The organism is Streptomyces sp. NPDC020731 (assembly GCF_044334705.1).
Taxonomy (GTDB): Bacteria; Actinomycetota; Actinomycetes; order Streptomycetales; family Streptomycetaceae; genus Streptomyces.
This window is the reverse complement of the sequence record NZ_JBIRTN010000025.1, coordinates 1-23352: the sequence shown is the minus strand read 5'-3', so window position 1 is coordinate 23352 and position 23352 is coordinate 1. Positions and strand designations below refer to the sequence as shown.

At 72.9% G+C, this 23352-nt stretch carries 15 protein-coding genes and 3 pseudogenes; 8 read left to right on the top strand and 10 right to left on the bottom strand.

Going from position 1 to position 23352, the window contains the following annotated elements; all coding sequences use genetic code 11:
- Positions 1–17 precede the first annotated feature (17 nt).
- From ACH4VX_RS31305 to ACH4VX_RS31285, 5 genes are all read right to left on the bottom strand, one after another.
- The gene (locus ACH4VX_RS31305) at positions 18–1028 is read right to left on the bottom strand and encodes a Ppx/GppA family phosphatase (RefSeq protein WP_398372128.1); all 1011 of its coding nucleotides are present in this window, start codon (positions 1026–1028) and stop codon (positions 18–20) included.
- Between the two features lie 124 nt (positions 1029–1152).
- On the bottom strand, positions 1153–3978 hold the full coding sequence (locus ACH4VX_RS31300; protein WP_398372126.1) for an NHLP bacteriocin export ABC transporter permease/ATPase subunit: 2826 nt from the start codon (positions 3976–3978) through the stop codon (positions 1153–1155).
- A 1-nt stretch (position 3979) separates the two neighbouring features.
- A complete protein-coding gene (locus ACH4VX_RS31295) occupies positions 3980–6202 on the bottom strand; it encodes an NHLP family bacteriocin export ABC transporter peptidase/permease/ATPase subunit (protein ID WP_398372124.1) in 2223 nt (740 codons plus the stop codon).
- On the bottom strand, positions 6199–7005 hold the full coding sequence (locus tag ACH4VX_RS31290; RefSeq protein WP_398372122.1) for an HlyD family efflux transporter periplasmic adaptor subunit: 807 nt from the start codon (positions 7003–7005) through the stop codon (positions 6199–6201). Before ACH4VX_RS31290 ends, ACH4VX_RS31295 begins: the two co-directional genes overlap by 4 nt.
- Positions 7006–7116: 111 nt before the next feature.
- Positions 7117–7332 (bottom strand): type A2 lantipeptide, encoded by a 216-nt coding sequence (locus tag ACH4VX_RS31285; RefSeq protein ID WP_391149930.1) that lies wholly within the window; start codon positions 7330–7332, stop codon positions 7117–7119.
- 569 nt (positions 7333–7901) lie between these two features.
- Here ACH4VX_RS31285 and ACH4VX_RS31280 point away from each other — a divergent pair.
- Entirely contained in the window at positions 7902–9212 is a 1311-nt protein-coding gene (locus ACH4VX_RS31280) for a S1 family peptidase (RefSeq protein WP_398372121.1), read from the top strand.
- A 202-nt stretch (positions 9213–9414) separates the two neighbouring features.
- Here ACH4VX_RS31280 and ACH4VX_RS31275 read toward each other — a convergent pair whose 3' ends face one another.
- The gene (locus ACH4VX_RS31275) at positions 9415–11559 is read right to left on the bottom strand and encodes a SpoIIE family protein phosphatase (RefSeq protein ID WP_398372120.1); all 2145 of its coding nucleotides are present in this window, start codon (positions 11557–11559) and stop codon (positions 9415–9417) included.
- Between the two features lie 232 nt (positions 11560–11791).
- On the opposite strand from ACH4VX_RS31275, the gene ACH4VX_RS31270 reads away from it, so the two are divergent.
- From ACH4VX_RS31270 to ACH4VX_RS31250, 5 genes and pseudogenes are all read left to right on the top strand, one after another.
- Positions 11792–14242 (top strand): SpoIIE family protein phosphatase, encoded by a 2451-nt coding sequence (locus tag ACH4VX_RS31270; RefSeq protein WP_398372119.1) that lies wholly within the window; start codon positions 11792–11794, stop codon positions 14240–14242.
- 81 nt (positions 14243–14323) lie between these two features.
- Positions 14324–14569, top strand: coding sequence for a CBS domain-containing protein (locus ACH4VX_RS31265; protein WP_398372117.1), 246 nt, complete (start codon positions 14324–14326; stop codon positions 14567–14569).
- 165 nt (positions 14570–14734) lie between these two features.
- A pseudogene (locus ACH4VX_RS31260) lies at positions 14735–14929 on the top strand (sugar phosphate nucleotidyltransferase); the annotation flags it as partial.
- A 200-nt stretch (positions 14930–15129) separates the two neighbouring features.
- Positions 15130–15543: pseudogene (locus tag ACH4VX_RS31255) on the top strand (sugar nucleotide-binding protein); the annotation flags it as partial.
- Positions 15540–16343, top strand: coding sequence for a class I SAM-dependent methyltransferase (locus ACH4VX_RS31250; RefSeq protein ID WP_398372115.1), 804 nt, complete (start codon positions 15540–15542; stop codon positions 16341–16343). The pseudogene ACH4VX_RS31255 and the gene ACH4VX_RS31250, both read left to right, overlap by 4 nt.
- Before the next feature lie 121 nt (positions 16344–16464).
- Here the strand turns inward: ACH4VX_RS31250 and ACH4VX_RS31245 are convergent, their stop codons facing one another.
- Positions 16465–18402, bottom strand: a complete 1938-nt coding sequence (locus tag ACH4VX_RS31245; RefSeq protein ID WP_398372113.1) for a glycosyltransferase family 2 protein — start codon at positions 18400–18402, stop codon at positions 16465–16467.
- Positions 18403–18614: 212 nt separating this feature from the next.
- Here ACH4VX_RS31245 and ACH4VX_RS31240 point away from each other — a divergent pair, with 212 nt between their 5' ends.
- Together ACH4VX_RS31240 and ACH4VX_RS31235 are read left to right on the top strand one after the other, a co-directional pair.
- Positions 18615–19115, top strand: a complete 501-nt coding sequence (locus ACH4VX_RS31240; RefSeq protein ID WP_398372111.1) for a metallophosphoesterase family protein — start codon at positions 18615–18617, stop codon at positions 19113–19115.
- Positions 19116–19533: 418 nt separating this feature from the next.
- Entirely contained in the window at positions 19534–21213 is a 1680-nt protein-coding gene (locus ACH4VX_RS31235; protein WP_398372110.1) for a multicopper oxidase family protein, read from the top strand.
- A gap of 21 nt (positions 21214–21234) precedes the next feature.
- On the opposite strand, the gene ACH4VX_RS31230 is transcribed toward ACH4VX_RS31235, so the two are convergent.
- From ACH4VX_RS31230 to ACH4VX_RS31220, 3 genes and pseudogenes are all read right to left on the bottom strand, one after another.
- The gene (locus ACH4VX_RS31230) at positions 21235–22476 is read right to left on the bottom strand and encodes a YncE family protein (RefSeq protein ID WP_398372108.1); all 1242 of its coding nucleotides are present in this window, start codon (positions 22474–22476) and stop codon (positions 21235–21237) included.
- A gap of 351 nt (positions 22477–22827) precedes the next feature.
- Positions 22828–23178: a hypothetical protein gene (locus tag ACH4VX_RS31225; RefSeq protein WP_398372107.1), complete on the bottom strand. Its 351-nt coding sequence runs from the start codon at positions 23176–23178 to the stop codon at positions 22828–22830.
- Positions 23175–23352, bottom strand: a pseudogene (locus tag ACH4VX_RS31220) (cytochrome ubiquinol oxidase subunit I); the annotation flags it as partial. The gene ACH4VX_RS31225 and the pseudogene ACH4VX_RS31220, both read right to left, overlap by 4 nt.

Sequence of the window (23352 nt, the reverse complement as noted above, 5' to 3'; positions counted from 1 at the left end):
CCCGTCGTACGTCCGGATCAGCCGCGCGCGGTGGCGATGCGCAGCGGTACGGAGTCGGCGGCCGCCGACTCCTTCTCGTTGAGGCGGGTGATCTCCGCCCACCAGGACGGGCCGTCCTCGATATGGCGCAACAGCACCCCCTCGCGCAGCGCCCAGGGGCAGATCGTCACCGTCCCCAGACCGGTCAGCTTCATCACCGTGTGCCCCACGACCGCGCCCGCCAGGCTCTGCGTGGAGCGCGGGGCGGAGATCCCGGGCAGCCGGGCGCGTTCGGCTGCGGGCAGGGCGGCCAGCCGGTCGATCGCCACCCGCAGGTCGGCGCAGGACAACTCCCGTTCCACGAACGGACCGTGCCGTCCGGGCGCGGCCCCGCACAGCCGCCCCAGCTGCTGGAAGGTGCGGGAGGTGGCCACCGCCGTACGGGGTCCCTCCCAGCGGATCCGGGCCGCCACGTCCCGCAGCTGGTGGCGCACCCGCCGGCGCAGCGCCCGCACCTGCTCCGGGGAGGGCGGGTCCGCGTCCGCGAAGTACTCGTGGGTGAGCCGGCCCGCCCCCAGCGGCAGCGAGGCGACGAAGTCGGGCAGCCGGCCGCGTCCGAAGGCGACCTCCAGCGAACCCCCGCCGATGTCGAGCAGTGCCAGCGGTCCGCAGCGCCAGCCCATCCAGCGCCGGGCCCCGAGGAACGTGAGCTCGGCCTCCACCTCGCCGGGCAGCGTGCACAGGTCGACGCCGGTCCGGGCCCGGACCGTGCTCAGCACCTCATGCCGGTTCGGGGCGCCGCGCACCACGGCGGTCGCGAACGCCAGGGGACCTGACGCGCCCCATCGCGCGGCGGTCCTGTTCGCCGCGGCGACGGCGTCCACCAGGCGCTCCACGGCCTGCTCCGGCACCGGCCCCCCGGGCGTGATCTGCTCGGACAGCCTGAGCGGCCACTTCGCCGTGTGCACCGGCAGAGGCACCCCGTCCGCCGTGTCCGCCACGACGAGTCTGACGGTCTTCGATCCGACATCCATCACGCTGGTTCGCATGGCCCGTGGGTACCCACTTACCGCGCGGAGCAACGAGCGGGCCCCCGCGTACGGCGAAGACGCGCCACAGGCGTGACCGGACGGTGACCATCCGTTGATCTGTGCGCCACGGACGCCCGGCACCTCACGCCATCTGCCGCCGCACCAGTTCGTGCAGCCGCCCGCCGGTGTCGGCGAGCAGCAGGCCGGGCGGACCCTGCTGGACCACCTTGCCGCCCTCCATCACCACCACCCGGTCCGCGTCGAGGACCGTCGACAGCCGGTGTGCGATGACGATCCGGGTCGCCTCGAGGGCCTTGGTGCTCTCGATCACCGTGCGCTGCGTCTCGTTGTCCAGGGCGCTGGTCGCCTCGTCGAAGAAGAGGATCCGCGGCCGGCGGATCAGTGCCTGGGCGATCATCAGCCGCTGCCGCTGGCCGCCGGAGACCGCGCCGCTGCCCGAGACGAGGGTGTGCAGTCCCATCGGCATCCGCCTGATGTCCTCGCCCAGCCCCGCCATCTCCGCCGCCGCCATCGCCTCCTGAGGCGTGTACGGCTCGGTCCCGCAGATGACGTCCAGGACGGACCCGGTGAACGGCTGTGCGTGCTGGAGCACCACACCGCACTGCCGGCGCACCGCCGACCGGTCGAGTGCGGCCAGGTCCTGACCGTCGTACAGCACACTGCCGGACACCGGCCGGTCGAAGCCGATGAGCAGCCGCAGCAGGGTGGACTTGCCGCAGCCGCTGGGGCCGACGACCGCCACGAACTCGCCCGGCCGCGCCTCGAAGGACACGTCGTCCAGGACCAGCGGACCGTCGTCGGAGTAGCGGAAGGACAGCCGCCGCGCCTCGACGGCCCCGGACAGCGGGCCCGGCCGGGTGCTCGTCGCGCGCACCTCGGGCGTGGCGTCCAGCACCGGCTTGATCTGCTCGAACAGCGGCAGCGCGGCGACCGCCGAGACGAACGCCCCGGTCAGCTGGGTGACCGAGGTCAGCACCATCGTCACCGACGTGTTGAAGGTGAGGAACTCCGCCGCCGTCATCGAGCCGCGTGCGGGACCGGCCAGCAGCATGAACATCGCCAGCGTGCACAGCGGCAGATAGACCGCGCCCAGGACCGCCGTCAGGTTCCTGATCCGGCCGGCCTTCTGCTGCAGCTCACGGCTGCGGGCGAACTCCGACGCCCACGCGGCGTACGCGTAGTTCTCCGCCGCGGCCACCCGCAGCTTCGGCAGCCCGCGCAGCGTCTGGAAGGCCTGGTTGTTCAGCTTGTTGGTGAGCACCACCAGCCGCCGCTGCCAGCGCACCTGCCACAGCCCGAGCCCGAGGAACACGCCTGCGACGACGACGAGCATCCCGATCGCGGCCAGCGCCATCGGCACGCTGAACCACAGCAGCAGCCCCAGGTTCATCGCGCCCACGGTGACCGACTGGGCCACCGTCGGACCGACCCCGGCCAGCATGCGGCGGATCGCGCTGATGCCCATGGCCGCGCTCGCCAGCTCACCGGTGGACCGCTCGGTGAAGAACTTGGTCGGCAGCCGCAGCAGCCGGTCCCACACCGCCGGCTGGAGCGTGGCCTCCACCCGGCCCTCGAGACGCAGCAGGGTGAGGTTCTGCAGCAGCATGAAGGCGGCGGCCACCACACTGCTCAGCATGACGGCGAGACACACCTGCACGATCAGTCCGGTCTGTGCCTTCGGCACGAACTCGCCGAGCACCTTGCCGGTCGCGAGGGGGACCAGGGCGCCGATCGCCACCGTCACCAGACCGCTCAGCAGCAGACCGGTCAGGTCACCACGCGTCCCCGACATGCAGAACCGCATCAGCCCGACCGGGCTCAGCCGCCGCTCGGGCAGCGGGCGGTAGAACATCACCGCGCGGGGCTCGAACTCCTCGGCGTTCGCCTTCTCGACCGGCGTCTCCCGGCCGGTCGCCGGATGCACCGCCACATAACCGCCGCGCCGCCACAGCAGTGCCACGGGAGCCCCCGACAGGGCCCGGCGAGCCACCAGCGGACCGACGTCCTCCCGCCACCAGCGGCCGTCCAGCCGTACGACGCGGGTGCGGACGCGGGAGGCCAGGGCGACCTGCTCGACCGGATCGAGCCGGTCACCGCCGGTGCCGGACCGCGCGGGCGCGGTGAGCGTGATCCCGGCCGCCCGTGCCACCAGCTCGCAGGCCGCGTACGTGGCGTCCGCGTCGGCCGCCGTCGCGCGCCGCCCCGACCGCTTGCCGATCGCGGCGAGCAGCGTCCGGTCGGCCTGGGCGCGGACCGCCTCACCGGCCGCGATGCCCTCGGCGGTCCGTGTCTCGTGCGTGTGTTCCAGCTGCTCGATCCACCGGTCCAGCGTGGTCATCAGCCGGTACTGCTGGTCGACCATGCTCTGCCACAGCGCCGGATCCATCAGCAGATCGGCCGCCGCCTCCGCCCCGTACAGCGAGCCGTACTGCACGCTGCCCGGCGGGACCTGCATCCAGAACACGTCGTCGTCGCCGGGCGCGCCGGCCCGCTCCGTGGCCATCGGCGCCTGGAACAGCACCGCCAGACCGCGGCCCGTCCCGAGCGCGAGCGCGTACTCCAGGGGGCTCGTCGTCGGCGGCACGTACTGCGGGTTGCCGTACGCGTCGTACGACCAGGTCTGGGTGCTCGCCGGCTGGTACAGCTCGCGCAGCGCGATGCGGTGCACCACGCAGTCCCGCAGCGGACGCGCCACCAGCGTGTGCGCCGGACCGGCCACCGGGCCCAGCACCAGCGAGCCCGCCTCCAGCCGGCCCAGATGGTGCCAGTGACCCTGCCGCTCGGCGTCCACCGCGAACAGGTCCACGGCACCGGACGCGATCAGCCACAGCGTCTGCGGTCCCTCCAGGTCCAGCCGGCCGAACCCGGAGCAGTCGATCGGTGTGCCCAGCGACCCGAGCGCGTCCAGGACGAGGTCGCCGCCCCGGCCCTCGTGCACGGCTGTCATCTCATCGCTCCCTGACCAGCGCCGCGTACGCGCCGCCGCGCGCCACCAGCTCCTCGTGCCGTCCGCGCTCCACGACCGTGCCGTGGTCCAGGACGACGATCTCGTCGCTGTCGCGCACCGTGCTCAGCCGGTGCGCGATCACCACACACGCACAGCCGCGCCGGCGCAGGTTGTCCATCACCACCAGCTCGGTCTCCGCGTCCAGCGCGCTGGTCACCTCGTCGAGCACCAGGATGCTCGGCCGGCGCACCAGCGCCCGCGCGATCTCCAGGCGCTGGCGCTGCCCGCCGGAGAAGTTCCGGCCGTCCTGCTCGACCGGGCTGTGGATGCCGCCCGGCCGGTGCAGGACCACGTCGTACAGCGCCGCGTCCTTCAGCGCCTCCACCACCGCCTCGTCCGGGATCGACGGATCCCACAGCGCCACGTTGTCGCGGACGGTGCCCTCGAACAGGAACACCTCCTGGTCGACGAAGGAGACGGAGGCGGCCAGCGCCCCGCGCGGGATGTCCTCGATGCGCTGCCCGTCGATCCGGATGACGCCCTCCCACGGCGCGTACAGCCCCGAGATCAGCCGGGACACCGTGGACTTGCCGCTGCCGGAGCCACCCACCAGCGCCACCTGCTGTCCGGGACCCACGGTCAGGTCGAAGCCGGTCAGCAGCGGCTCGTCCAGCGGGTTGTAGCCGAAGGCGAGGTTCTGCAGCTCGACATGGCCGCGCAGACGGCGCGTCGACTCGCCGGCGCCGGGACGGCCGTACAGCGGGTCCGCCCGGAAGTTCTCCACGTCCTTCAGCCGGGCCACGTCCGCGGCGAAGTCCTGGATCCGGCCCGCGACCCCGTTGAGCCGGGTCAGCGGGGCGGTGAACCGGGCGACCAGCGCCTGGAAGGCGACCAGCAGACCGACCGAGATGTGCCCCTCGACCGCCCGCATGCCGCCGATCCACAGGATCAGCGCGCTGTTGAGCGTGGCCAGCGTGGGCGCGACGATGCCGAGCCAGGCGCTCGGCACCCCGAGCCGCTGCTGCTCCTCCAGCGTGGTGGCGTGCTGCCCGGCCCACTTGCGGAAGTAGCCGTCCTCCCCGCCGGTCGCCTTCAGCGTCTCGATCAGCTGCAGACCGGTGTACGCCGTGTTGGTGAGCCGTGCGCTGTCCGCCCGCAGCTTCGCCGTACGGGTCGCGCGCAGCCGGATGACGATCCGCATCGCCACGATGTTCAGCAGCGCCACACCGACACCCACGAACGTGAGCTGCGGGTCGTACGTGTACAGCAGCACCGCGTACAGCACGACCACCACCGCGTCCACGCCCGCCGCCGACAGATCGCGGGCCAGTGTCTCGGCCACCGCGTCGTTGGACTGCAGCCGCTGCACCAGGTCGGCCGGGCTGCGCTGGGCGAAGAAGGTCACCGGCAGCCGCAGCAGATGGCGCAGGAAACGGGCGCTGGACAGGGTGGAGGAGATCAGCCGGCCGCGCAGCAGGTTGCCCTGCTGGAGCCAGGTCAGTACCAGTGTGAGCAGCACGCACGCGCCCATCGACGTGAACAGCACGCCGAGCATCGAGGTCCGGCCGCCGATCAGGAACTCGTCGATGAAGGTACGGCTGAGCCCCGGCACCGCCGCGCCGACCGCGACCAGCAGCAGGCTCGACAGCACCACGGCGGGCATGGTGCCCGCGGTGCCGCGCAGCCGGGCCGGCATCGCGCCGAGCACGCCCGGCTTGCGCCCGCCCCGGGTGAAGTCCTCGCCGGGCTCCATCACCAGGACGACGCCGGTGAAGCTGCCGTCGAACTCCTCCAGGGGGACGAACCGCCGCCCCTTGCCGGGGTCGTTGACGTACACCCCGCGCCGGCCGAACCGACGGCCCATGCCGTCGTAGACGACGTAGTGGTTGAACTCCCAGAACAGGACGGCCGGCGACGTCACCTCGGCGAGGGCGGCCAGATCCATCTGCATGCCCTTGGCGGTCAGCCCGTAACTGCGGGCCGCCTTCAGCAGGTTGCTGGCGCGTGAGCCGTCCCGCGAGACACCGCAGGCGATGCGCAGCTCCTCCAGCGGGACATGGCGGCCGTAGTGGCCGAGCACCATCGCCAGCGAGGCGGCGCCGCACTCCACGGCCTCCATCTGCAGCACGGTGGGCGTACGGACGGTCTTCGCCCGGGGCGTGGGCACCGTGCGCTTGGGCGGGGCGGCCCGGCGCCGGCCGCGGGTCTCCTGGGCGGTCGTCACGGCAGCAGCCAGTCGACGGGGCGCCGGTCGGCCAGCCGGATCGAGCCCGTGGCCAGGGTCATCGAGGTCAGTTCGAACGGCGGCCCCTCCGCGGAGGACCACTCGTAACCGCTTTTCGTGCCGGACGACTTCTTCAGCTCGACCGTGACGGCCACCGGCCTGCCCTTCTTGGTGAACTGCTCGCCGAGCCTGCTGTCCCCGAGGAACGCGGCGATCTGCTGGGGGGACTGCGCCGAGCGGTCCACCGACTTCACCTCGCCGTGCAGTACGCCGTACTCCTGGCTCGGCACCGACTGCACCGTCAGGTCGACGGACGCGTGCGCGGGGATGCCGGCGGCGCTCTCGGCGGGGACGTACACCGTCGCGTACAGCGGGGCCTTCGCGCGGGCGAGCCTCTCCACGGCGGCGACGTTCGCACCGGTGGAGACGATCTGCCCGGTGCCGGCGGCGAGCGCGGTGATCCGGCCCGCGTCGAGGGTGCGGACGACCTCGTCGCCCTGCTCGGTGCGGACCTTCAGGACGGGGGAGCCGGCGGGCAGCCGCTCGCCCTCCTTCGCGAGGACGGCGGTGACCTGGCCGGCGACGGGGCTCTGCAGGACGTAACTGCCCTGCCCGTACGTGAGGACGGCGGGCGCGCCGACCGTGGAGGACACCGAGCCGGTCAGCGCCCACACCGAGGCGGCCGCCATCGCGACCACCGTCACGGACAGCACCAGCCAGCCCTGCGGGCGCGCGAAGCGCACCGGGAGGTCGAGTTCCTCCGGTGACTGGAGCCTGGCGAGGGCCTGTTGGCGGAACTGCACGGGTCTTCCCTCACCTGCGTGAACTGTGCGACGTGCTCAGGGACCGTGGACGCACCGCGGAGTCCCGGAACCGGGGGGCGGCTCCGGGACTCCGGCGGCACAGGGGCTCGGTCAGAGACCGGCGACCAGGTTCGTGACCGGGGCGGTGTTCAGGCCGGTGACACCCTCGACGGTGCCGACGGCCGTGTCGACCAGGCCGGAGACCGGGGCGATGCCGTCCACCGCACCCGTGAGGGTGTTCACGGCGTTCACGGACAGGCCGCCGGAGACGTTGTCGAGGTCGGCGTCGGAGATCTCGACGGTCTCGACCTGGGGGGTGGAGTTCATGATGGAACTTCCCTTCGTATGGGTATTTCACAAGGGGGGAGCGGCCCCCCTCTGGGGACAGATGAAGGCCGCGACCGCGGGCGCCGAACGCCCGTCGCCGGGAGCCCGGAACGGCCTTGCGGTGCGATGGATCAAAGCACGGGGCGGGTCCGGGCTTCCAATCAATCAAACGTCTCACCAGGCAACTTGTGCCCCACGGGGGTCCAAGCGTGCAGACGCGGGCACGGCTCGGCGGCGACTTCTTCACATGCCCCACCGCATCGCCCCGTCCGGCCACTTGCGCCCCGGTGGCCGGAATCCGGCACACCGGCCCCAAAGGCGTACCCCGGTCCGCCGGCCCGTGGACGAATCCCGGCTTCGGTGACCGGGTTGGGCATGCGATGTGCAGATTCGCTGAAGCCGGGATTCCGCTACGCGATCGCGACCGACCGCTCACGTCCGGTCACCGAACGTGAGCGACGGGAGGGGATTGAACGCCTTCCGCGGCCCGTGCGTACCAACAGCCGTCCAGGCGCCCCACAGCTGCCGAACACCGGCACGACTCCGGTCCCCCCAGGAGGTCGAGAAGTTTGAGTCACAAGCGAATTCCGAAGCGCAAGGCCGCGATAGCGGCGGGCGGTGTGGTGGCGCTCGGCGCCGCCGCGATCCTGCTCCCCCACGCGAACGCGTCCCAGGACGGCGCGTCGGGCGACGCCGCGGCGGCGCCGAAGACCCTCAAGGCGACGGATGCCTCGGACCTCGCCTCGCAGCTCGCAGGGCTCCTCGGCGACGCGTTCGCCGGCTCCTACTACGACGGTGGGAACAAGCAGCTCGTCGTCAACGTCGTACCGGGCGACAACAACAACGTGATCGTGCAGGCCAAGAAGGCGGGCGCGGCCGTCCGCGAGGTCGACAACAGCATGACCGAGCTGGAGGCCGGGGCGCGGACGCTGAAGTCGGAGGCGACCGTCGCGGGCACCTCATGGGCCGTGGACCCGCGCACCAACAAGATCCTCGTCACCGCGGACAGCACGGTGACCGGGGACAAGTGGGACCAGCTGGAGTCCACCGTCGAGAGCCTCGGCTCCGGAATGGCGACCATCAAGAAGTCCGCGGGCACCTTCAAGACGTTCGCGTCCGGCGGCGACGCCATCTTCTCCGGCGGTGCGCGCTGCTCGCTCGGCTTCAACGTCACCGCGGGTGACGGCTCTCCGGCGTTCCTGACGGCCGGTCACTGCGGTGTCGCGGCCGAGCAGTGGTCCGACGCGCAGGGCGGGCAGCCGATCGCCACGGTCGACCAGGCGGTCTTCCCCGGCGAGGGCGACTTCGCGCTCGTCACGTACGACGATCCCGCCACCGTCGCGCCGAGCGAGGTCAACCTCGGTGACCAGATCCTTCCGATCTCCCGGGCCGCGGAGGCCACCGTCGGTCAGGAGGTGTTCCGGATGGGCAGCACCACCGGGCTCGCCGACGGCCAGGTGCTCGGCCTGAACGCCACGGTGAACTATCCGGAGGGCACGGTCACCGGCCTCATCCAGACGAACGTCTGTGCCGAGCCCGGCGACAGCGGCGGCTCCATGTTCACCCAGGACGGCTTCGCCGTCGGCCTGACCTCGGGCGGCAGCGGCGACTGCACCTCGGGCGGTGAGACGTTCTTCCAGCCGGTCACCACGGCCTTGGAGGCGGTCGGCGCGATCCTCGGCGCGGGAGGCGCCGGCGACGCGGGCGCCGGAGACCAGGCCGGAGGCCAGGAGATCGGCGGCGAGGAGGCCGGAGGCCAGGAAGCCGGCGGAGAGGAAGCCGGCGCGGGCGACCGGTCCGGCGGAGAGGCCGGCGCGGGAGCCGGTGACGCGGCGGACCAGGGCGCCGGGGACGATTCCGGTCAGACCGGGACCCACTGACACGTCCTCGGCCCGAGTGCACCGTCCGGTCCGGCGGCCGTGCCGGGCGGAACCCTCATCGGCCCGCGTACCGCCGCCGCGGTACGCGGGCCGTCGCGTCCGGGACTGGGTCGCGCGCCCCGGCGGTCTCGACGGGCGGGGCTCGCCCTGGGCCGTCCGGGGTGAGGGGGCGTGCCCCAGCCGTCGCACCGGGCGGGCCGTGTCAGCCGTTCGGCAGCGCCCTGAGCAGGAGCAGGGCGATGTCGTCCAGCCGGTTCTCCGCGTCCGCGCCGTGCCGGACCAGGGCGTCGGCGAGATCGTCCAGGGGAAGGTCGCCGAGGTCGGTGAGACGGCGGCACAGATCGGCGACGGCGTCCTCGAAGTCGGTGCCGGGGCTTTCCACCAGGCCGTCCGTGTAGAGGACGAGCAGCGAACCGGGGGAGAGGTCGACCTCGGTCGACGGATACACCGCCGAGCCGTCGATGCCCAGCAGCGGGCCACCGGCCAGGTCCAGCACCCGCACCCGCCCGTCCGGCCTGCGCAGCAGCGGCGGCGGATGACCCGCGCGGGACATCACGGCCCGCCCGTGCGCGGGGTCGAGCCGCATGTACAGACAGCTGGCGAACAGATCGGAACCCAGGTCGAGCAGCAGCCGGTTGGTGCTGCGCATCACCTCCTCGGGCGTCTGCCCGACGGCCGTGTACGCGCGCACCGCGGTACGGACCTGACCCATCAGCCCGGCCGCCGTCACGTTGTGCCCCTGCACGTCCCCGATCACCGCCGCCGCCATCCCCTGCGTCGGCACCAGGTCGTAGAAGTCGCCCCCGATCTCCATGCCCTGAGTGGCCGGCAGATAGCGGGCCGCCGCCTCGATCCCCGCCAGCGACGGCAGCGTGTGCGGCAGCAGCGCCTCCTGCAGCCCGTGCGCGAGCCGGTGCTTGGCGTCGTAGAGCAGGGCCCGCTCCAGCGCCTGGGCGATCAGGCCCGCCAGATTGGTCAGCACCGCCCGCTCCTCCGTCGCGAAGTGGTGCGGCGCCGCGTACGACAGCACGCACGTCCCCACCGGGCGCCCCGAGGCGATCAGCGGCAGATACGCCCACGCCGCGAACTCCGACGGGTTCACCAGCAACGCCGGATACAGGCGCTCGACCTCCTTGCGGCTCTCGAAGAAGGCGGGCACACCGGAACGCAGCACCTGGCTGCCGGGGGTCGGCTCCGACAGCGGCATCCCGTCGAACCGCTCCACGACCCCCGCGTCCGCGTACCCCTGGTGCCCCAGCACACGCAGCCGGCCCGCCCGGGACCCGAGGACCACCAGCCCCTGGCTGCCGACCGCCGGCGCGATCTCGTCCGCGACCAGCTGCACCACGTCCTGCACTCCGACCGCCTCGGTCAGCGCCCCGGCCAGGCTCAGCACCTGGGTGATGGTGACCAGCCGCGGCCGTTCCTGCCCCGGCCGCGGCGCCGCGCGGTTCATCTCCGCCACCGCCCGCGCCCGGCTGATCCGCACACTGAGTCCGGTGGTACTCGGATACAGCCGGAACGACAGCCACGCGTCCGGCGGGCGCAGCGCGACGAACGAGGTGACGTGCTGGCTGAACAGCGCGGCCCGGTACCGGTCCTCGTACACGGGATCGTTCAGCCACGGCACCGACGCCCACATCTGTGCTCCGAGCAGCCGGTTCCCGGGAACGCCCAGAAGCTCCGCGGCGGCGGCGTTGGCGAAGCCGACCCGCCCGTGCAGATCGAGCGAGCACAGGCCGTACGGCAGCCGGGACACCATCCGTGCCGCCTCCACCGTGCCGAGCGTGCCGGCCATGCCGCCCACCAGCGGCGCCGCCAGCAGATCCGGCTCCGGTGCCAGCGGCAGGCTCTGCTCGGCGGCCCGTTCCAGCCGCACCGCGAGCCGGTCGCAGGCGGCGGTCAGATGATCGCGCTCCCGGTCGGACAGCTCCGGCGGATGCGTGCCGGGCCAGGTCACGAAGACCGCGCCGTACGCCGTGGTCCCCGTCGCCACCGGCAGCGCGGCCAGCGAGAAGGGGTACGGCAGCACCATGGCGATCCGGGGATAGTGGCGGGCCATCTCCTCCTCGCCGCCCACCCACACCAGCCGTCGTTCGCGCACCGCGTCGGAGACCGGGATCGGCGCGCTCAGCCCCACCCGTTCCCACGGGGCCGCGAAGGCGCGGGGCAGCCCCGCCATCACCGCCATCTCCAGCACCGGCTGGTCCGGCGAGAGCAGATACACGGCCCCGGAGTGGGCGTGCACCTCGTCCATCATCGAGGCCAGCGTCAGCGACAGCAGCGGACGGCCGACCGGCGCCCGCCCACCCGCCGGTGTCGGCGCGGACGACTGTCCCTCGGACACGCCGACCACCTCCTCGCACGGCCGCGCCACCGACCCCGGGACCCAATCTCCCCCCTGCCGGGCCGTCGCGCACGACGAGCGCCGGGGGAAGGGACCGTACGCCCCGCCGGGTGACGCACCCTCCGTATACCCCGGACCCGAGCCCGTAGGGCTCCGGGATCCTTCGCGCGCCGCGCACCTCGGGGCCGCCGAACGCGCACAGGGGCTGCGCGGGTGTCGTATAAGCGCTGTAATGGCCAACGTGGTCAGTGAGGGCGCTGCGGGACGCAGCACGAGAACGCTGCGTGCGGAAGGTGCCCTGGCGGCGATCGCGGTCGATCCCGAGTCACCCGAACGGGTGCGCAGGATCCTGGAACAGGCCCTCGTCTTCGCCGGTGCCGCGTTCGCTGCCGTGTACATGCCCAGCGCGGACGGGGAGCTGCTGTACCTGGTGGAGTCCGTCGGGCTGCCGCGCACCCTGTGCGGAGTGCGGGACGGCTACCCCGTCGCCGGGCGTGCCCCGGTGGCCGAGGCCCACCGCGGGCGGCCGGTGTGGCTGGGCCCGGACGACCTCGCCGCGCAGGCACAGTCACGGCGCGTGCCCAGCCGCGACTTCTTCCTGGCGGCGCTGCCCCTGCGCGGCGACGGCGGCTGCCTGCTCGCGGTCGGCGAGCGCGCCGACGGCTTCGACGCCGACGACCGCTTCTGCCTCGGCCTCGTCGCCGACGCCCTCGTCCTCGCCCTTCCCTCGCCGGCCGCCACCGTCGAGGGCGCCGGCCTGCGGCCCGACGGCTTCAGTCTCGCCATGGACACCGGGCGGGTCCGGGTCGGCGAGGACATCCTGGAGCTGTTCGGCCTCGACCCGGACGACTTCGACGGGCGGGTGGAGACCCTGCTGAGCCTGACGGTGCCGGAGGACCTGCCCTCACTGATGTCCGTCGTCGAGGCCGACCACATGACGATCGGCGACCGCGAACTGGAGTTCCGGGTGCTCCAGCCCACCGGCCCGCCCAAGTGGCTGCGGCTGCGCGGCCGGCTGGTGCACGGCGGCGGGGGGCGCCCCGCCCAGCTCGTGGGCTCCGTCGCCGACGCCTCCACGCTGCGCTCCGACATCACGGACGTGGCCCGGATCCAGCGCCTCGCCGCCGCACTCGCCACCGCGGTCACCGTCCGCGACGTCGGCAAGGCCGTGGTCGCCGCGCTGCGCCGGCCGCTGCGGGCCGACCGCATCGCGTTCGCCGAGCTGGAGAGCGAACGGCTCGTCGTCACCGTCCTCGACCCGCCGGAACCGGAGGCCTGGCCGGATCTGTGGCGCGCGGAGTGGCGCACCGAGTGGCCCGACGCGCCCGTGCGCACCATGCCCACCCTCGCCACCGCCCTGCGCGAGGGCCGCGCCCGGATCTGGCCGGCGGGCTCCCCGCTGGAGACCGCCCTCGCCGAGGTCGGCCCCGGCGGCCTGGCCATGCTGCCGCTGCCCGCCGGGAACCGCATGGCCGGCGCCTGTCTGATCGGCTGGGACGCCCCGCACGACTTCGGCCCCGACGAACGCGCCCTCCTCACCGCCGCCGCCGGCCTCGCCGGACAGGCCCTGATGCGCGCCCGCGCCTTCGACGCCGAGCACGAACTGGTCGGTATGCTCCAGCGCCAGCTGCTGCCGCGCCGCCTGCCCCGGCTGCCCGGCGCGGTCGCCGTCGCCCGCTACCTGCCCAGCACCGCCGGCCTGGAGCTCGGCGGCGACTGGTACGACGTGATCCCGCTGCCGGACAACCACGTCGCCCTCGTCATCGGGGACGTCCAGGGTCACAGCGCCGGTGCCGCCACCCTCATGGGCCAGATGCGCACCGCGCTGCGCGCCTACGCCGTCGAGGGACACCCTCCGGACGTGGTGGTCTCCCACGCCAACCGGCTCCTCATGGACATGGAGACCGACCTCTTCGCCACCTGCTGCTATGTCGACGTCGACATGGAGGAGGGCTTCGCCTGGTGCGTCCGCGCCGGCCATCTGCCGCCGGTGCTGCGTCACCCGGACGGCCGTACCGAGATCGCGGAGGCCGAGGGCGGCCCGCCGCTCGGCGTGGTGCGGCAGAGCGACTTCCCCATGAGCCCGCTCAGGCTGCAGCCCGGCACGATGGTCGCGCTCACCACGGACGGCCTGGTCGAGTCCCCCGAGTCCGACATCGACGAGGGCATGAGCGGCTTCGCCCGGCAGCTGTCCGCCGCCGACCCCGCCCACCTCGGGCCCGTCGCGGACGCCCTGCTCGGCAAGGCCCCGCGCAGCGACGACGTCGCCCTGCTGCTGTTGCGCTACGACGGCATGGCCTCCCGCCCGCTGCGGGAGAGCTGGACGGTGTGGCGGGTGCCCCAGGCGGTCGGGCACGCCCGCCGCTTCACCCGGCGCACCCTGCGCTCCTGGGGTGTGACCGCGGACATCGACAGCGCCCTGCTCGTCGTCTCCGAACTGGTCACCAACGCCCTGGTGCACACCGAAGGACAGGTCCGCCTCGACATCGCCCTGGTCAACGACCGGCTGCGGCTCGGGGTCGCCGACGCCTCGCCCCGCACCCCCGTGAAGCCCACCAGCATCGGCTGGGAGGCCACCGGAGGCCGGGGCATCCTCCTCGTCGAGGCCGTGTCGGCCACCTGGGGGACCCTTCCGGTCAGCGGGGGCAAACAGGTGTGGGCGGAGTTCGTGCTGCGCCCGTGACGGCCACCGGGCCCGCCGGCCGGGAACGCCCGCGCCCGGTGACCGTTCGGCTCCGCCGGGAGACAGGGGGGAGGAAACGTCATGGCACGGCACGTGCGCGGCACCATGACCGGCGCACCGGTGACGGTCGGGCCGCGGACCTCCGTCGCGGAGGCCGCCCGCATCATGCGCGACCGCGGCCTCGGGTCCGTCCTGGTGACCGACGGCGACCGGTTGCGCGGACCGGTCTCCCGGGGAGGTGGTCCCGAGGGCACCACCGTGGCCGGCGCGTGCAGCGACGACCCGGTGACCGCGGCACCGACGGCCTGGACGACGTGGTGCGGCTGAAGTGCGAACACACCGTGCGCCGCGTCCCGGTCGTCGGGGGCGGACGCCCAGAGGTGATGATCAGCCCCCGTCCGGGCGACTCATCGGCCCCTTCGCGGGATTTCGTGATGCACGAGTAGGGCAAGTGATGTTCCATCCGCCGCAAGCACGACTATGGTGAGCCGGATGAAGGCTCTCGTGCTGTCCGGCGGTGCCGGAACCCGGCTGAGGCCGATCACCCACACCTCGGCGGAACGACCGGCGCCCATGGCCGACCGGTCCGTGCTCTTCCACGGGCCGAAGTCCCCGGCGGAAACGGGCGGTACCGTGGCCGCAACGGTCGTGGGTGACACGGCCGCGGAGACCGAGGACGCGGTCGGCCCCCTCACCTCCGTCGCGGAGAACCGCCGGATCACCGACGGTGAGCCCGAGTTCTCCATGGTGCCGCGGGACTCCTCGATCGACGGCGTCGGCCGCGTCGAGGCCTCGTTGATCGGCCGGCGCGTCGAGGTGACGCCCGCGGCCGCTCCGGGCCCGCCGGCGGGCGGGCCGGACGACAGGAACCGCCCGGCACGAGCGCGGTCGCGCGTACGGCTTGGCTCCACGGGGTCCACGGCGCTAACTTCGGGCGGACGATGATCGGTCTCGAAGCCCGCCGCCCCACCGTCGACGCCGTCGACGGCGAGCGGAGGCAGCCCACTTGGAGCGCGGACGCCGCCGAGCGCACAGCGGGCCCCCGCCTCGGCGACGGCGCGCACGGCGTCCCGTACGCCGTCGGCGCCGACGAGACCACCTGGTACGAACCGGCCCCGGAGATGTTCCGTCCGACGGGAGCCGGCCCGGAGCGGACACGGCCCACCACCGGCCTTCCCGCGCCCCCGTACAGCGCCCTCACGCACGACCGCGGGCAGGACATCGGCCTGCTCGCGCCGCGCGACCGGCGCAGCCCTGCACGAAGCACTGCCCCGCATCCGCAAGGAGAGTCCCCTTCGTGAAACGCCATGAGTTCCTTCGGGAGCTGCACAAGGTCAGCGCCAACCGCAACTACCTGGAGATCGGCGTCAACGACGGCCGCAGCCTGCGCCTGTCACGCGTCCCCAGCATCGCGGTCGACCCCGCCTTCAAGGTGGTCTCGGAGCTGAAGTGCGACGTCCACCTGGTGAAGGCCACCAGTGACGACTTCTTCGCCCGTGACAACCCGCTGGCCCACCTCAAGGGGGGCCGGCATCCGCTGCGCAACCTGCGCCGGGGCCGCAGCCCGATCGGCCACTGGCGCCGCACCACGCTCGACCTGTCGTTCATCGACGGCATGCACCTGTTCGAGTACGCCCTGCGCGACCTCATGAACGTCGAGAAGCACTCCGACTGGGCCAGTGTGATGGTCCTCGACGACATGCTGCCGCGCAGCGTGGACGAGGCCGCCCGCGACCGGCACACCAACGCCTGGACCGGCGACGTCTACAAGATCACCGAGGTGCTGGCGCGCTACCGTCCCGACCTGGTGACCGTCCTGGTGGACACCGAGCCCACCGGCCAGCTCGTGATCTTCGGCGCCGACCCCGACAACACGGTGCTGCACGACAAGTACGACGAGATCATGGCCGAGTACAAGGTGCCCGACCCGCAGAAGGTGCCCGAGGCGATCCTGGAGCGGGCCGGGGCGGTGTCCCCGGAGGCGCTGCTGGGGGCCGGTTTCTGGCGCGCCCTCGCCCAGGCCCGCAACCGCGGCCTGCCGCGGCGGGTGGGCTGGGAGCCCCTGCGCCGAGCCCTGGAGCAGGTCGGCGTCAGCCGCTGACCCCCTGCCGCGCAGCCCCTCGTGACACGCGCGCGGCAGGCCTCGTACGACGGCGCCGGGCCGAGGCGCTCCGCCTCGGCCCGGCGCCGGCTTTCCCGCGCCGGTGACAGGCCCGACCCCGTCACCGTCCTCCGCCGACCAGGGGAGACACCTTCGCACGGGCGGCACGGAGCGCCCGCCGCGCGGCACGCACCAGTTTCCGTACCGTGCCGGGACGTGGGACGGTCACCACCAGCACACCGCCGCCGCCGGCGCGGAGCGCGAACGGCAGCCCGTTCCAAACGGGTTGCGCGGCATCGGGGTCCGGGCTCAGGGCGACCCGCCAGATCCCCCGGGGGAGCCGGGCGGGCAGCGCGGCCTCCAGCAGGGAGCCCGGCCCGTCCGCCTCACCGGTGAGCGTGCCGGACGCGTGCAGCGTCCTTCCGGAAGCGGTGAACCCGAGCCCCACCCGGGTACCCTCGGCCGCGTGCAGCGGGATCCGGGCGCTCAGCCGGTTCCCGGAGACGGTGACGTCCGGCCGCCGCACACCGCCCAGACCGAGCCGCTTGCCCTTGGCCCCCGTGTCCAGCGAGAGATTCCCGTGCGGCTCGGTCCAGTATGGCAGGACCGCGCGACGGCCGGTCACACCCGCGTACGGCTCGGGACGCGTGGCGAGCGGGGCGGGGCCGAGCCGGCACTCCTTGGTCCAGCCGCCGAGCTTGACCCGTACGACCGCGTCCCAGACCCCGTCGCCCGGCAGGCCGGCGGGATCGACGGTGGCGGTCGCCCGCAGCACCAGCCGCACCCGCTCGCCGCCGTCGACGGGAACCGTCTCCCGGGTGAACTCCACGGGCTGGAAGTACTGGGCGGAGCTGGACCGTTCACGCAGCAGCAGATCCGCGGTGGCCTGCCCGAACCGGGCCGCGGTCTGAGCGCCGACCCACGCCACCGTCTCCTCCACGTTCTTCGGAGCGTCGGCCGGCGCGGTGCGGGCGGCGTCCGCGGGGAAGGTCATCGGCTCGCGGGCGGAGGTGTACTCGGCGGTGAAACCGATGTGCAGCGAGCCGTTCCGCCACTCCACGCCCGTGGGCACCGCCGTCGGCGCGACACCGGCCTCCCATGCGGCGAAGGCCACCACGTCGTCGTACCGGTCGGCCTCGGCCAGCGCGGCGACGACCTGCTGCGTCGGCTGCAACCCGGCCGGGACACCCGGGCCGAACCGCTCGACGACGACCTTGTGGATCTCCGTGAACAACTCCCTGCGGTAGTCGTCCGGCAGCCCCAGAAGCCGCCGGGCCCGCAGCCGCTCCACCATCTCCACCCGCAGCCAGCGGCGGAACAGCCGGTCCCGTACCGCACCCGGCTCGGTGTACCGCTCGACGACGTCGAGCGCCTCCCGCAGATTGCCGAAGTACCCCACGGGGTCGAAGCGCTGGAAGCCGGCGTTGGAGGCGTCGTCACGTCTGATGTGGTAGTAGCAGACGTAGTCACTGAGCACGGACACGTTGTCCGCGCGCAGATACGCCTCGGTGACGAAGACGTGGTCCTCCAGGCGGCGACGCCCCTCCGGGAAGCGCAGCCCGATACGGTCGAGGAACTCCCGGCGGAACATCTTGTGCGGGGTGAGACTGTCGATCAGCGGGGCGCTCTCGACCGTCGCCCGCGGATGGTTGCGGCGGAACAACTCCACCGGCACCCCGCGGTTCTTGCCGGCCATCTTCCCCACGACGACATCGGCGCCGTGGGCCACGCCGTACGCGTACATCCGCTCCAGGGCCTCGTCGCCGAGATAGTCGTCGTTGTCGACGAACATCACGAACTCGCCCCGCGCGGCGGCGATCCCCACGTTGCGGGGCTTGCCCGACCAGCCGGAGTTCTCCTGGTGGATCACTCGCATCCGGGGGTCCTCGGTGGCGAGCCGGTCGAGCCGGGCCGGTGTCCCGTCGGTCGAGCCGTCGTCGACGAAGACGGCCTCGTACTCGTCGGGGGGCAGTGACTGCCGGCGCAGCGAGGAGACGCAGTCCTCGATGTAGATCCCCGGGTTGTACACGGGAATGATGACGCTGACCTTGACCGGCATCTGGATCTGGGCCCTTCGGGTCTCTCGCCGCCGAACGTGCGGGCTCGGCACGCGTCGCCCGATCGTAACGGCACGGCCGCCGTGTTCCCCGCTGCGCACCGCCGCCGAGAGCCCGCCGTGACGACCACCGGCATCCTCCGACCGGCGCGCTCGCCCGGTCGCTCGAGGCGTGGTGTCCCACCGGAGGCACGGCACCGCCTAGTCTGCCGCTCGTGCGACTGCTCCTGACCTCCGACACCCACCTGCCGAAGCGCGCCAAGCGTCTGCCGCCGCCGCTGCTCGACGAACTCCCGCGCGCGGACGTCGTGTTCCACGCGGGGGACTGGGTCGACACCGCCACCCTCGATCTCCTGGAGGGCCGCAGCCGCAGACTCGTCGGCGTGTACGGCAACAACGACGGACCCGAGCTGCGGGCCCGGCTGCCGGAGATCGCGTACGCGGATCTCGCCGGGCTGCGCTTCGGTGTGGTCCACGAGACGGGCCCGGCGCCGGGACGGGAAAACCGGTGCGCGGCGCGCTTTCCCGGGATTGACGTGCTGGTGTTCGGACACAGCCACATCCCGTGGGACACCACCGCTCCCACGGGACTTCGTCTGCTCAACCCGGGATCGCCGACGGACCGCCGCCGACAGCCCCACTGCACCTATATGACCGCCACGGTCAGGGAGGGCCGGCTCACGGAGGTGGAACTCCACCGGCTGCCCCCGCGCTGATGGGCCGGGCCGCTTCGTGTCGGTGGAAGCGGCCCGGACGCTACGAGTAGTTGCGCTCTCACGGACCTCCTTCCCACGATCGGAGGTGATATCGGGCGACTACCCCTCCCGCGGGACTCACACACCTGTTCCCGGATTTTCCTTCGGGCCGCCCGGTCGCCGTCCTGTCGTGGCCGGTGGGAAGCAGGGGAGTCAGGTGAGTCAGGGGGCTGGAGGGGCCGGAGGGGCCGCCCCCTCCGGTGTGCGGGCGCCGAGGCCGATCCCGGCCGGCAGTGGTGTCGGTACTGGTTGCCGTGTCCGAGTAGGGGCAGTATGTGGTGAGTTGTCCGGCATCTGTTGCCGCACATCCCCCTCGGCGTGCTGCGCGCCGCCACCGTCCACCACGCATGCGCGAGCACGTCGCGCCGGGAGTGCACCCATGTCTGACCAGTCGACCTCACGCGGGCCGAACACCGACCCGTACCGCGCCGAGCCCTCTCGGGCCCTTCCCCGGGACACCGTGCCCGGCACGGAGTTGACGCGGCGCAGGGTCCTCGGGCTCGGCGCCGCGCTGGGGTTGGCCGCGGCGGCCGGTACGGACGCCGCCGCCGCGCCGGCGCGCCGCCCGGGCGTCACCGGCAAGCAGCTGCGCAGCGCCGTACCGCTGCCCGAGCCGTACACCGTGCCCCTGCCGATCCCGCCCGTCCTGGCGCCGGCCGGCACCTCCGGGGGCACCGACCGGTACGAGATCACCCAGCGCCAGGTGACCGCCCGGATCCTGCCGGGGGTGACGACGACGCTGTGGACCTACAACGGCACCTATCCCGGCCCCACGATCGAGTCCCGTCGCGGCCGGCCGGTCACCGTGCTGCACCGCAACGAGCTTCCCGTGCCGACCGTGGTGCACCTGCACGGCGGACGTACCCCGGCCGGGTCCGACGGCTACCCCACCGACCTGGTCCTCCCGGACGGCTGGCCCGCCCCCGGGTCCCGCCGTCACCGGCACCACGGCGAGGCGCACATGGCGCACGACCCGCGCGCGGTGACGAGCCGGGTGACACGGGAGTACACGTACCCGCTCGACCAGCGTGCCGCGCTGCTCTGGTACCACGACCACCGGATGGACTTCACCGCTCCGGCGATCTGGCGGGGCCTGACCGGCATGCACATCGTCCGGGACGCGGTCGAGGACGCCCTGGACCTGCCATGCGGCGAGCGGGAGCTGGCGCTGATGATCGCCGACCGGGCGTTCGCCGCCGACGGGTCCCTGGCCTATCCGGCCCTCGACCCGGAGCTGCGGGACCGGCCCGGGGTGACCGAGCCCTACGCGGCCGGCGTCCTGGGCGACGTGATCGTGGTCAACGGGGCGCCGTGGCCCGTCCACGAGGTCGACGCCGTACGCCACCGGCTGCGGCTGGTCAACGCGTCCAACGCCCGCCACTACCGACTGGAGGCCGTCACGGACGACGGGCGCCGGCTCGACCTGGTGCAGATCGGCGCCGACCAGGGGCTGCTCGCCACCCCCGTCACCCACACCGCCCTGCCCGTCGCACCGGCGGAGAGGTACGACGTGGTCATCGACTTCGCGGGCCTGCCGGTCGGCAGCCGGGTGCGCCTGCGCAACCGGCTCGGCAGCGGACGCACCCGCGACGTCATGGCGTTCCGCGTCGCACGCGCGGCGTCCGACCACAGCACGGTCCCCGAGGTGCTCTGCGACGACCTGCCCACCTGGCGGCGTTCGCAGGCGACCACGGTCCGCCGGTTCACCTTCCGCGCCGGACACGCGGAACAGGGGCGCGGCTGGTTCATCAACGGCAAGCCGTTCGACCCGTCGCGCACCGACGTCCGCACCCGGCTCGGTGCCGTCGAGGTGTGGCGCCTCACCGCCGACGTCCACCATCCGGTCCACCTCCACCAGGCGGGGTTCCGGGTGCTCTCCCGCGGTGGGCGCGCGCCGCTGCCGCACGACGCCGGCCTGAAGGACACGGTGTCGCTGCGGCCCGGTGAGACGGCGGAGGTCATCACCCGCTTCGACGGCCACCGGGGCCGCTACCTCTTCCACTGCCACAACGCCGAACACGAGGACATGGGCATGATGGCCAACCTCGAGATCGTCTGACACGCCCCGGGCCCGCCGCGGTCAATTCCCGGACGTACCCGGCCAGCCGGCCTCCACATGGCCGAGGCGCACCCGCTGCGGGTGGTCGCCGACGGGTACGGACGCGGTCTTCTCGCCGGTCGCGAAGTCGATGGCGGTGACCCGGTCGGCGCCGCTCTCGGAGACCACGCAGGACGCGCCGTCACCGCTGACGGTCGCCCAGTACGGCTTGGACGCGGTGACGAGCGGCCCCTGCCGAAGGGTCGCGCGGTCGACGACGGTCGCGTAGTCGTCCATGGTGCCCGCGACGCACAGCTTGGTGCCGTCGGGTTTCATCGTGATGCCGTGGTGGCGCGAGTCGTTGACCCAGGTGGTGCGGTCGTCGCTGGTGGCCGGGTTCTTCGGCAGGGTCTTGGTACGGGTGATGCGGTCGGTGGCGACGTCGTACTCGAAGAAGCCGTTGAAGAACGACACCTGGAAGTACAGCTTCGACTCGTCCGGGGAGAACGCGGCCGGGCGGACCGCGTCGGAGTGGTCCTTCAGGCCGACGGCGTCGAGCCGGTCCCGCATGTCGATCACCTTGACCTGCTTGAACGTGGTCGCGTCGACGACCGTGACCCGGCGGTCGCCCTTCGTCCAGTCCAGCCAGGTCGCGTCGAGCGCGGTGTTCACCTCGCCGATGGCCATGTTCCAGATGTACTTGCCGTCGCGGCTGAAGACGTTCTCGTGCGGCTTGTCGCCGGTCTTGAACGAGCCGAGCTCCTCACCGGTCCCGATGTCCAGGACGTGCACCGTGTTGGAGGTCGAGGCCGAGACGGCGACCCGCTTGCCGTCGGGGGAGACCGCCATGTGGTCGGAGCGGTAACCCGACACGGGGAAGCGCCAGTTGATCCGTCCGGTGGAGAGGTCCAGGGAGACCACGTCGGCGAAGCTGGGCCGGGAGACCACCACCGAGGTGCCGTCCGGGGTGGAGTACATGTCGTCGACGAACTGGTCGTGGCCCTCGCCGACGCCGTTGCGGATGGCCATGAAGTAGATCCAGTGGATCGGGTCGGCGTTGATCTCGGCCATCCGCTCGTCCTTGTCGGGGATGACGTCGATCCGGCCGATCCGTGCGAAGTCACCGGTGGACTCGATGACATCGGCGGTGCCGTCCCAGTTGTTGCCCACGAACAGCACTTCGCGCAGGGCGGCGGAGGAGTCGGCGGCGGCGGTGGGCGCCGTGACGGTGAGGACGAGGACGGCGGCGATGGCGCACAGGTGCCTGGTTCTGCGGACCGGCATGACGGCTCTCTCCAGGATCTGGGAACACGTGCTCCGAAAATCGACTTACTGAAAAGTAAGGAAGAGGGCCGTCCGCGACAAGACCGCGTACACGACAAAATTGAGCACCGTCGGCCGTCCGGGGCGCGAGGAGATTCGGGAAGCCGGTGCGGGCGGAGGATGCGGGGGTGTCGCGCAGAGCGTGCGGTCCGGACCTCCACGGGATGGAGGAGAGCCCGGTGTACGTCCGTGCCGGACGCGGCATGGTGCTGCTGCCGGGGGCCGGTCGCGGTGATCTCCCCCGCCCCGGCATCGCCCGCGTCACCGACACCGACGTCCCGCCCGGCGCACGGTGCGCCCGGCGTCGGCTCCCTAGCCGACGGACAGGACGACGAGAACGGTCCCGACGGCCAGGGCACAGCCCAGTAGCGCACAGCCCAGCAGCCGTTGCCGCAGCTGCCGGTACCGGGTCTCGTACTGCGCCCGCAGTTCCTCGCCCCGCCGGGCCGTCCGCCGCCACGACGTCCGGCTGAGGGCCAGGTACCGCTCGGTGAACCGCCGGGTGATCTCCTCCCGCTGGTGCTCCGTCAGCCAGCCGAGACCGGCGGTGAGTTCCGCCGCCGCCGTACGGGCCTCGGCGCGGGCCGCGTCGACGAGGAGATGACCCTCGATCTCGTTCAGCAGGGCTTCCATGTCCACGAAGGAGCCGTCCCGGCCGCTCACCGGACACTCAACTCCCGTACGGAGTCCGGAGGATGGCGCAGGTCGAACGCCGGGGACTCGCTGCGGATCTTGGGCAGGATGAGGAAGTTGTGCCGCGGGGGCGGGCAGGAGGTCGCCCACTCCAGCGAGCGGCCGTAGCCCCACGGGTCGTCGACGCCGACCGGCTCGCCGTAC

What these genes read in the sequence shown, in the direction of transcription:
- ACH4VX_RS31305 (WP_398372128.1), bottom strand. Translation starts at nt 1,028, where the DNA reads ATGCGAACCAGCGTGATGGATGTCGGATCGAAGACCGTCAGACTCGTC.
- ACH4VX_RS31285 (WP_391149930.1), bottom strand. Translation starts at nt 7,332, where the DNA reads ATGAACTCCACCCCCCAGGTCGAGACCGTCGAGATCTCCGACGCCGAC.
- ACH4VX_RS31235 (WP_398372110.1), top strand. Translation starts at nt 19,534, where the DNA reads ATGTCTGACCAGTCGACCTCACGCGGGCCGAACACCGACCCGTACCGC.
- ACH4VX_RS31230 (WP_398372108.1), bottom strand. Translation starts at nt 22,476, where the DNA reads ATGCCGGTCCGCAGAACCAGGCACCTGTGCGCCATCGCCGCCGTCCTC.
- ACH4VX_RS31245 (WP_398372113.1), bottom strand. Translation starts at nt 18,402, where the DNA reads ATGCCGGTCAAGGTCAGCGTCATCATTCCCGTGTACAACCCGGGGATC.
- ACH4VX_RS31300 (WP_398372126.1), bottom strand. Translation starts at nt 3,978, where the DNA reads ATGACAGCCGTGCACGAGGGCCGGGGCGGCGACCTCGTCCTGGACGCG.
- ACH4VX_RS31265 (WP_398372117.1), top strand. Translation starts at nt 14,324, where the DNA reads ATGGCACGGCACGTGCGCGGCACCATGACCGGCGCACCGGTGACGGTC.
- ACH4VX_RS31270 (WP_398372119.1), top strand. Translation starts at nt 11,792, where the DNA reads ATGGCCAACGTGGTCAGTGAGGGCGCTGCGGGACGCAGCACGAGAACG.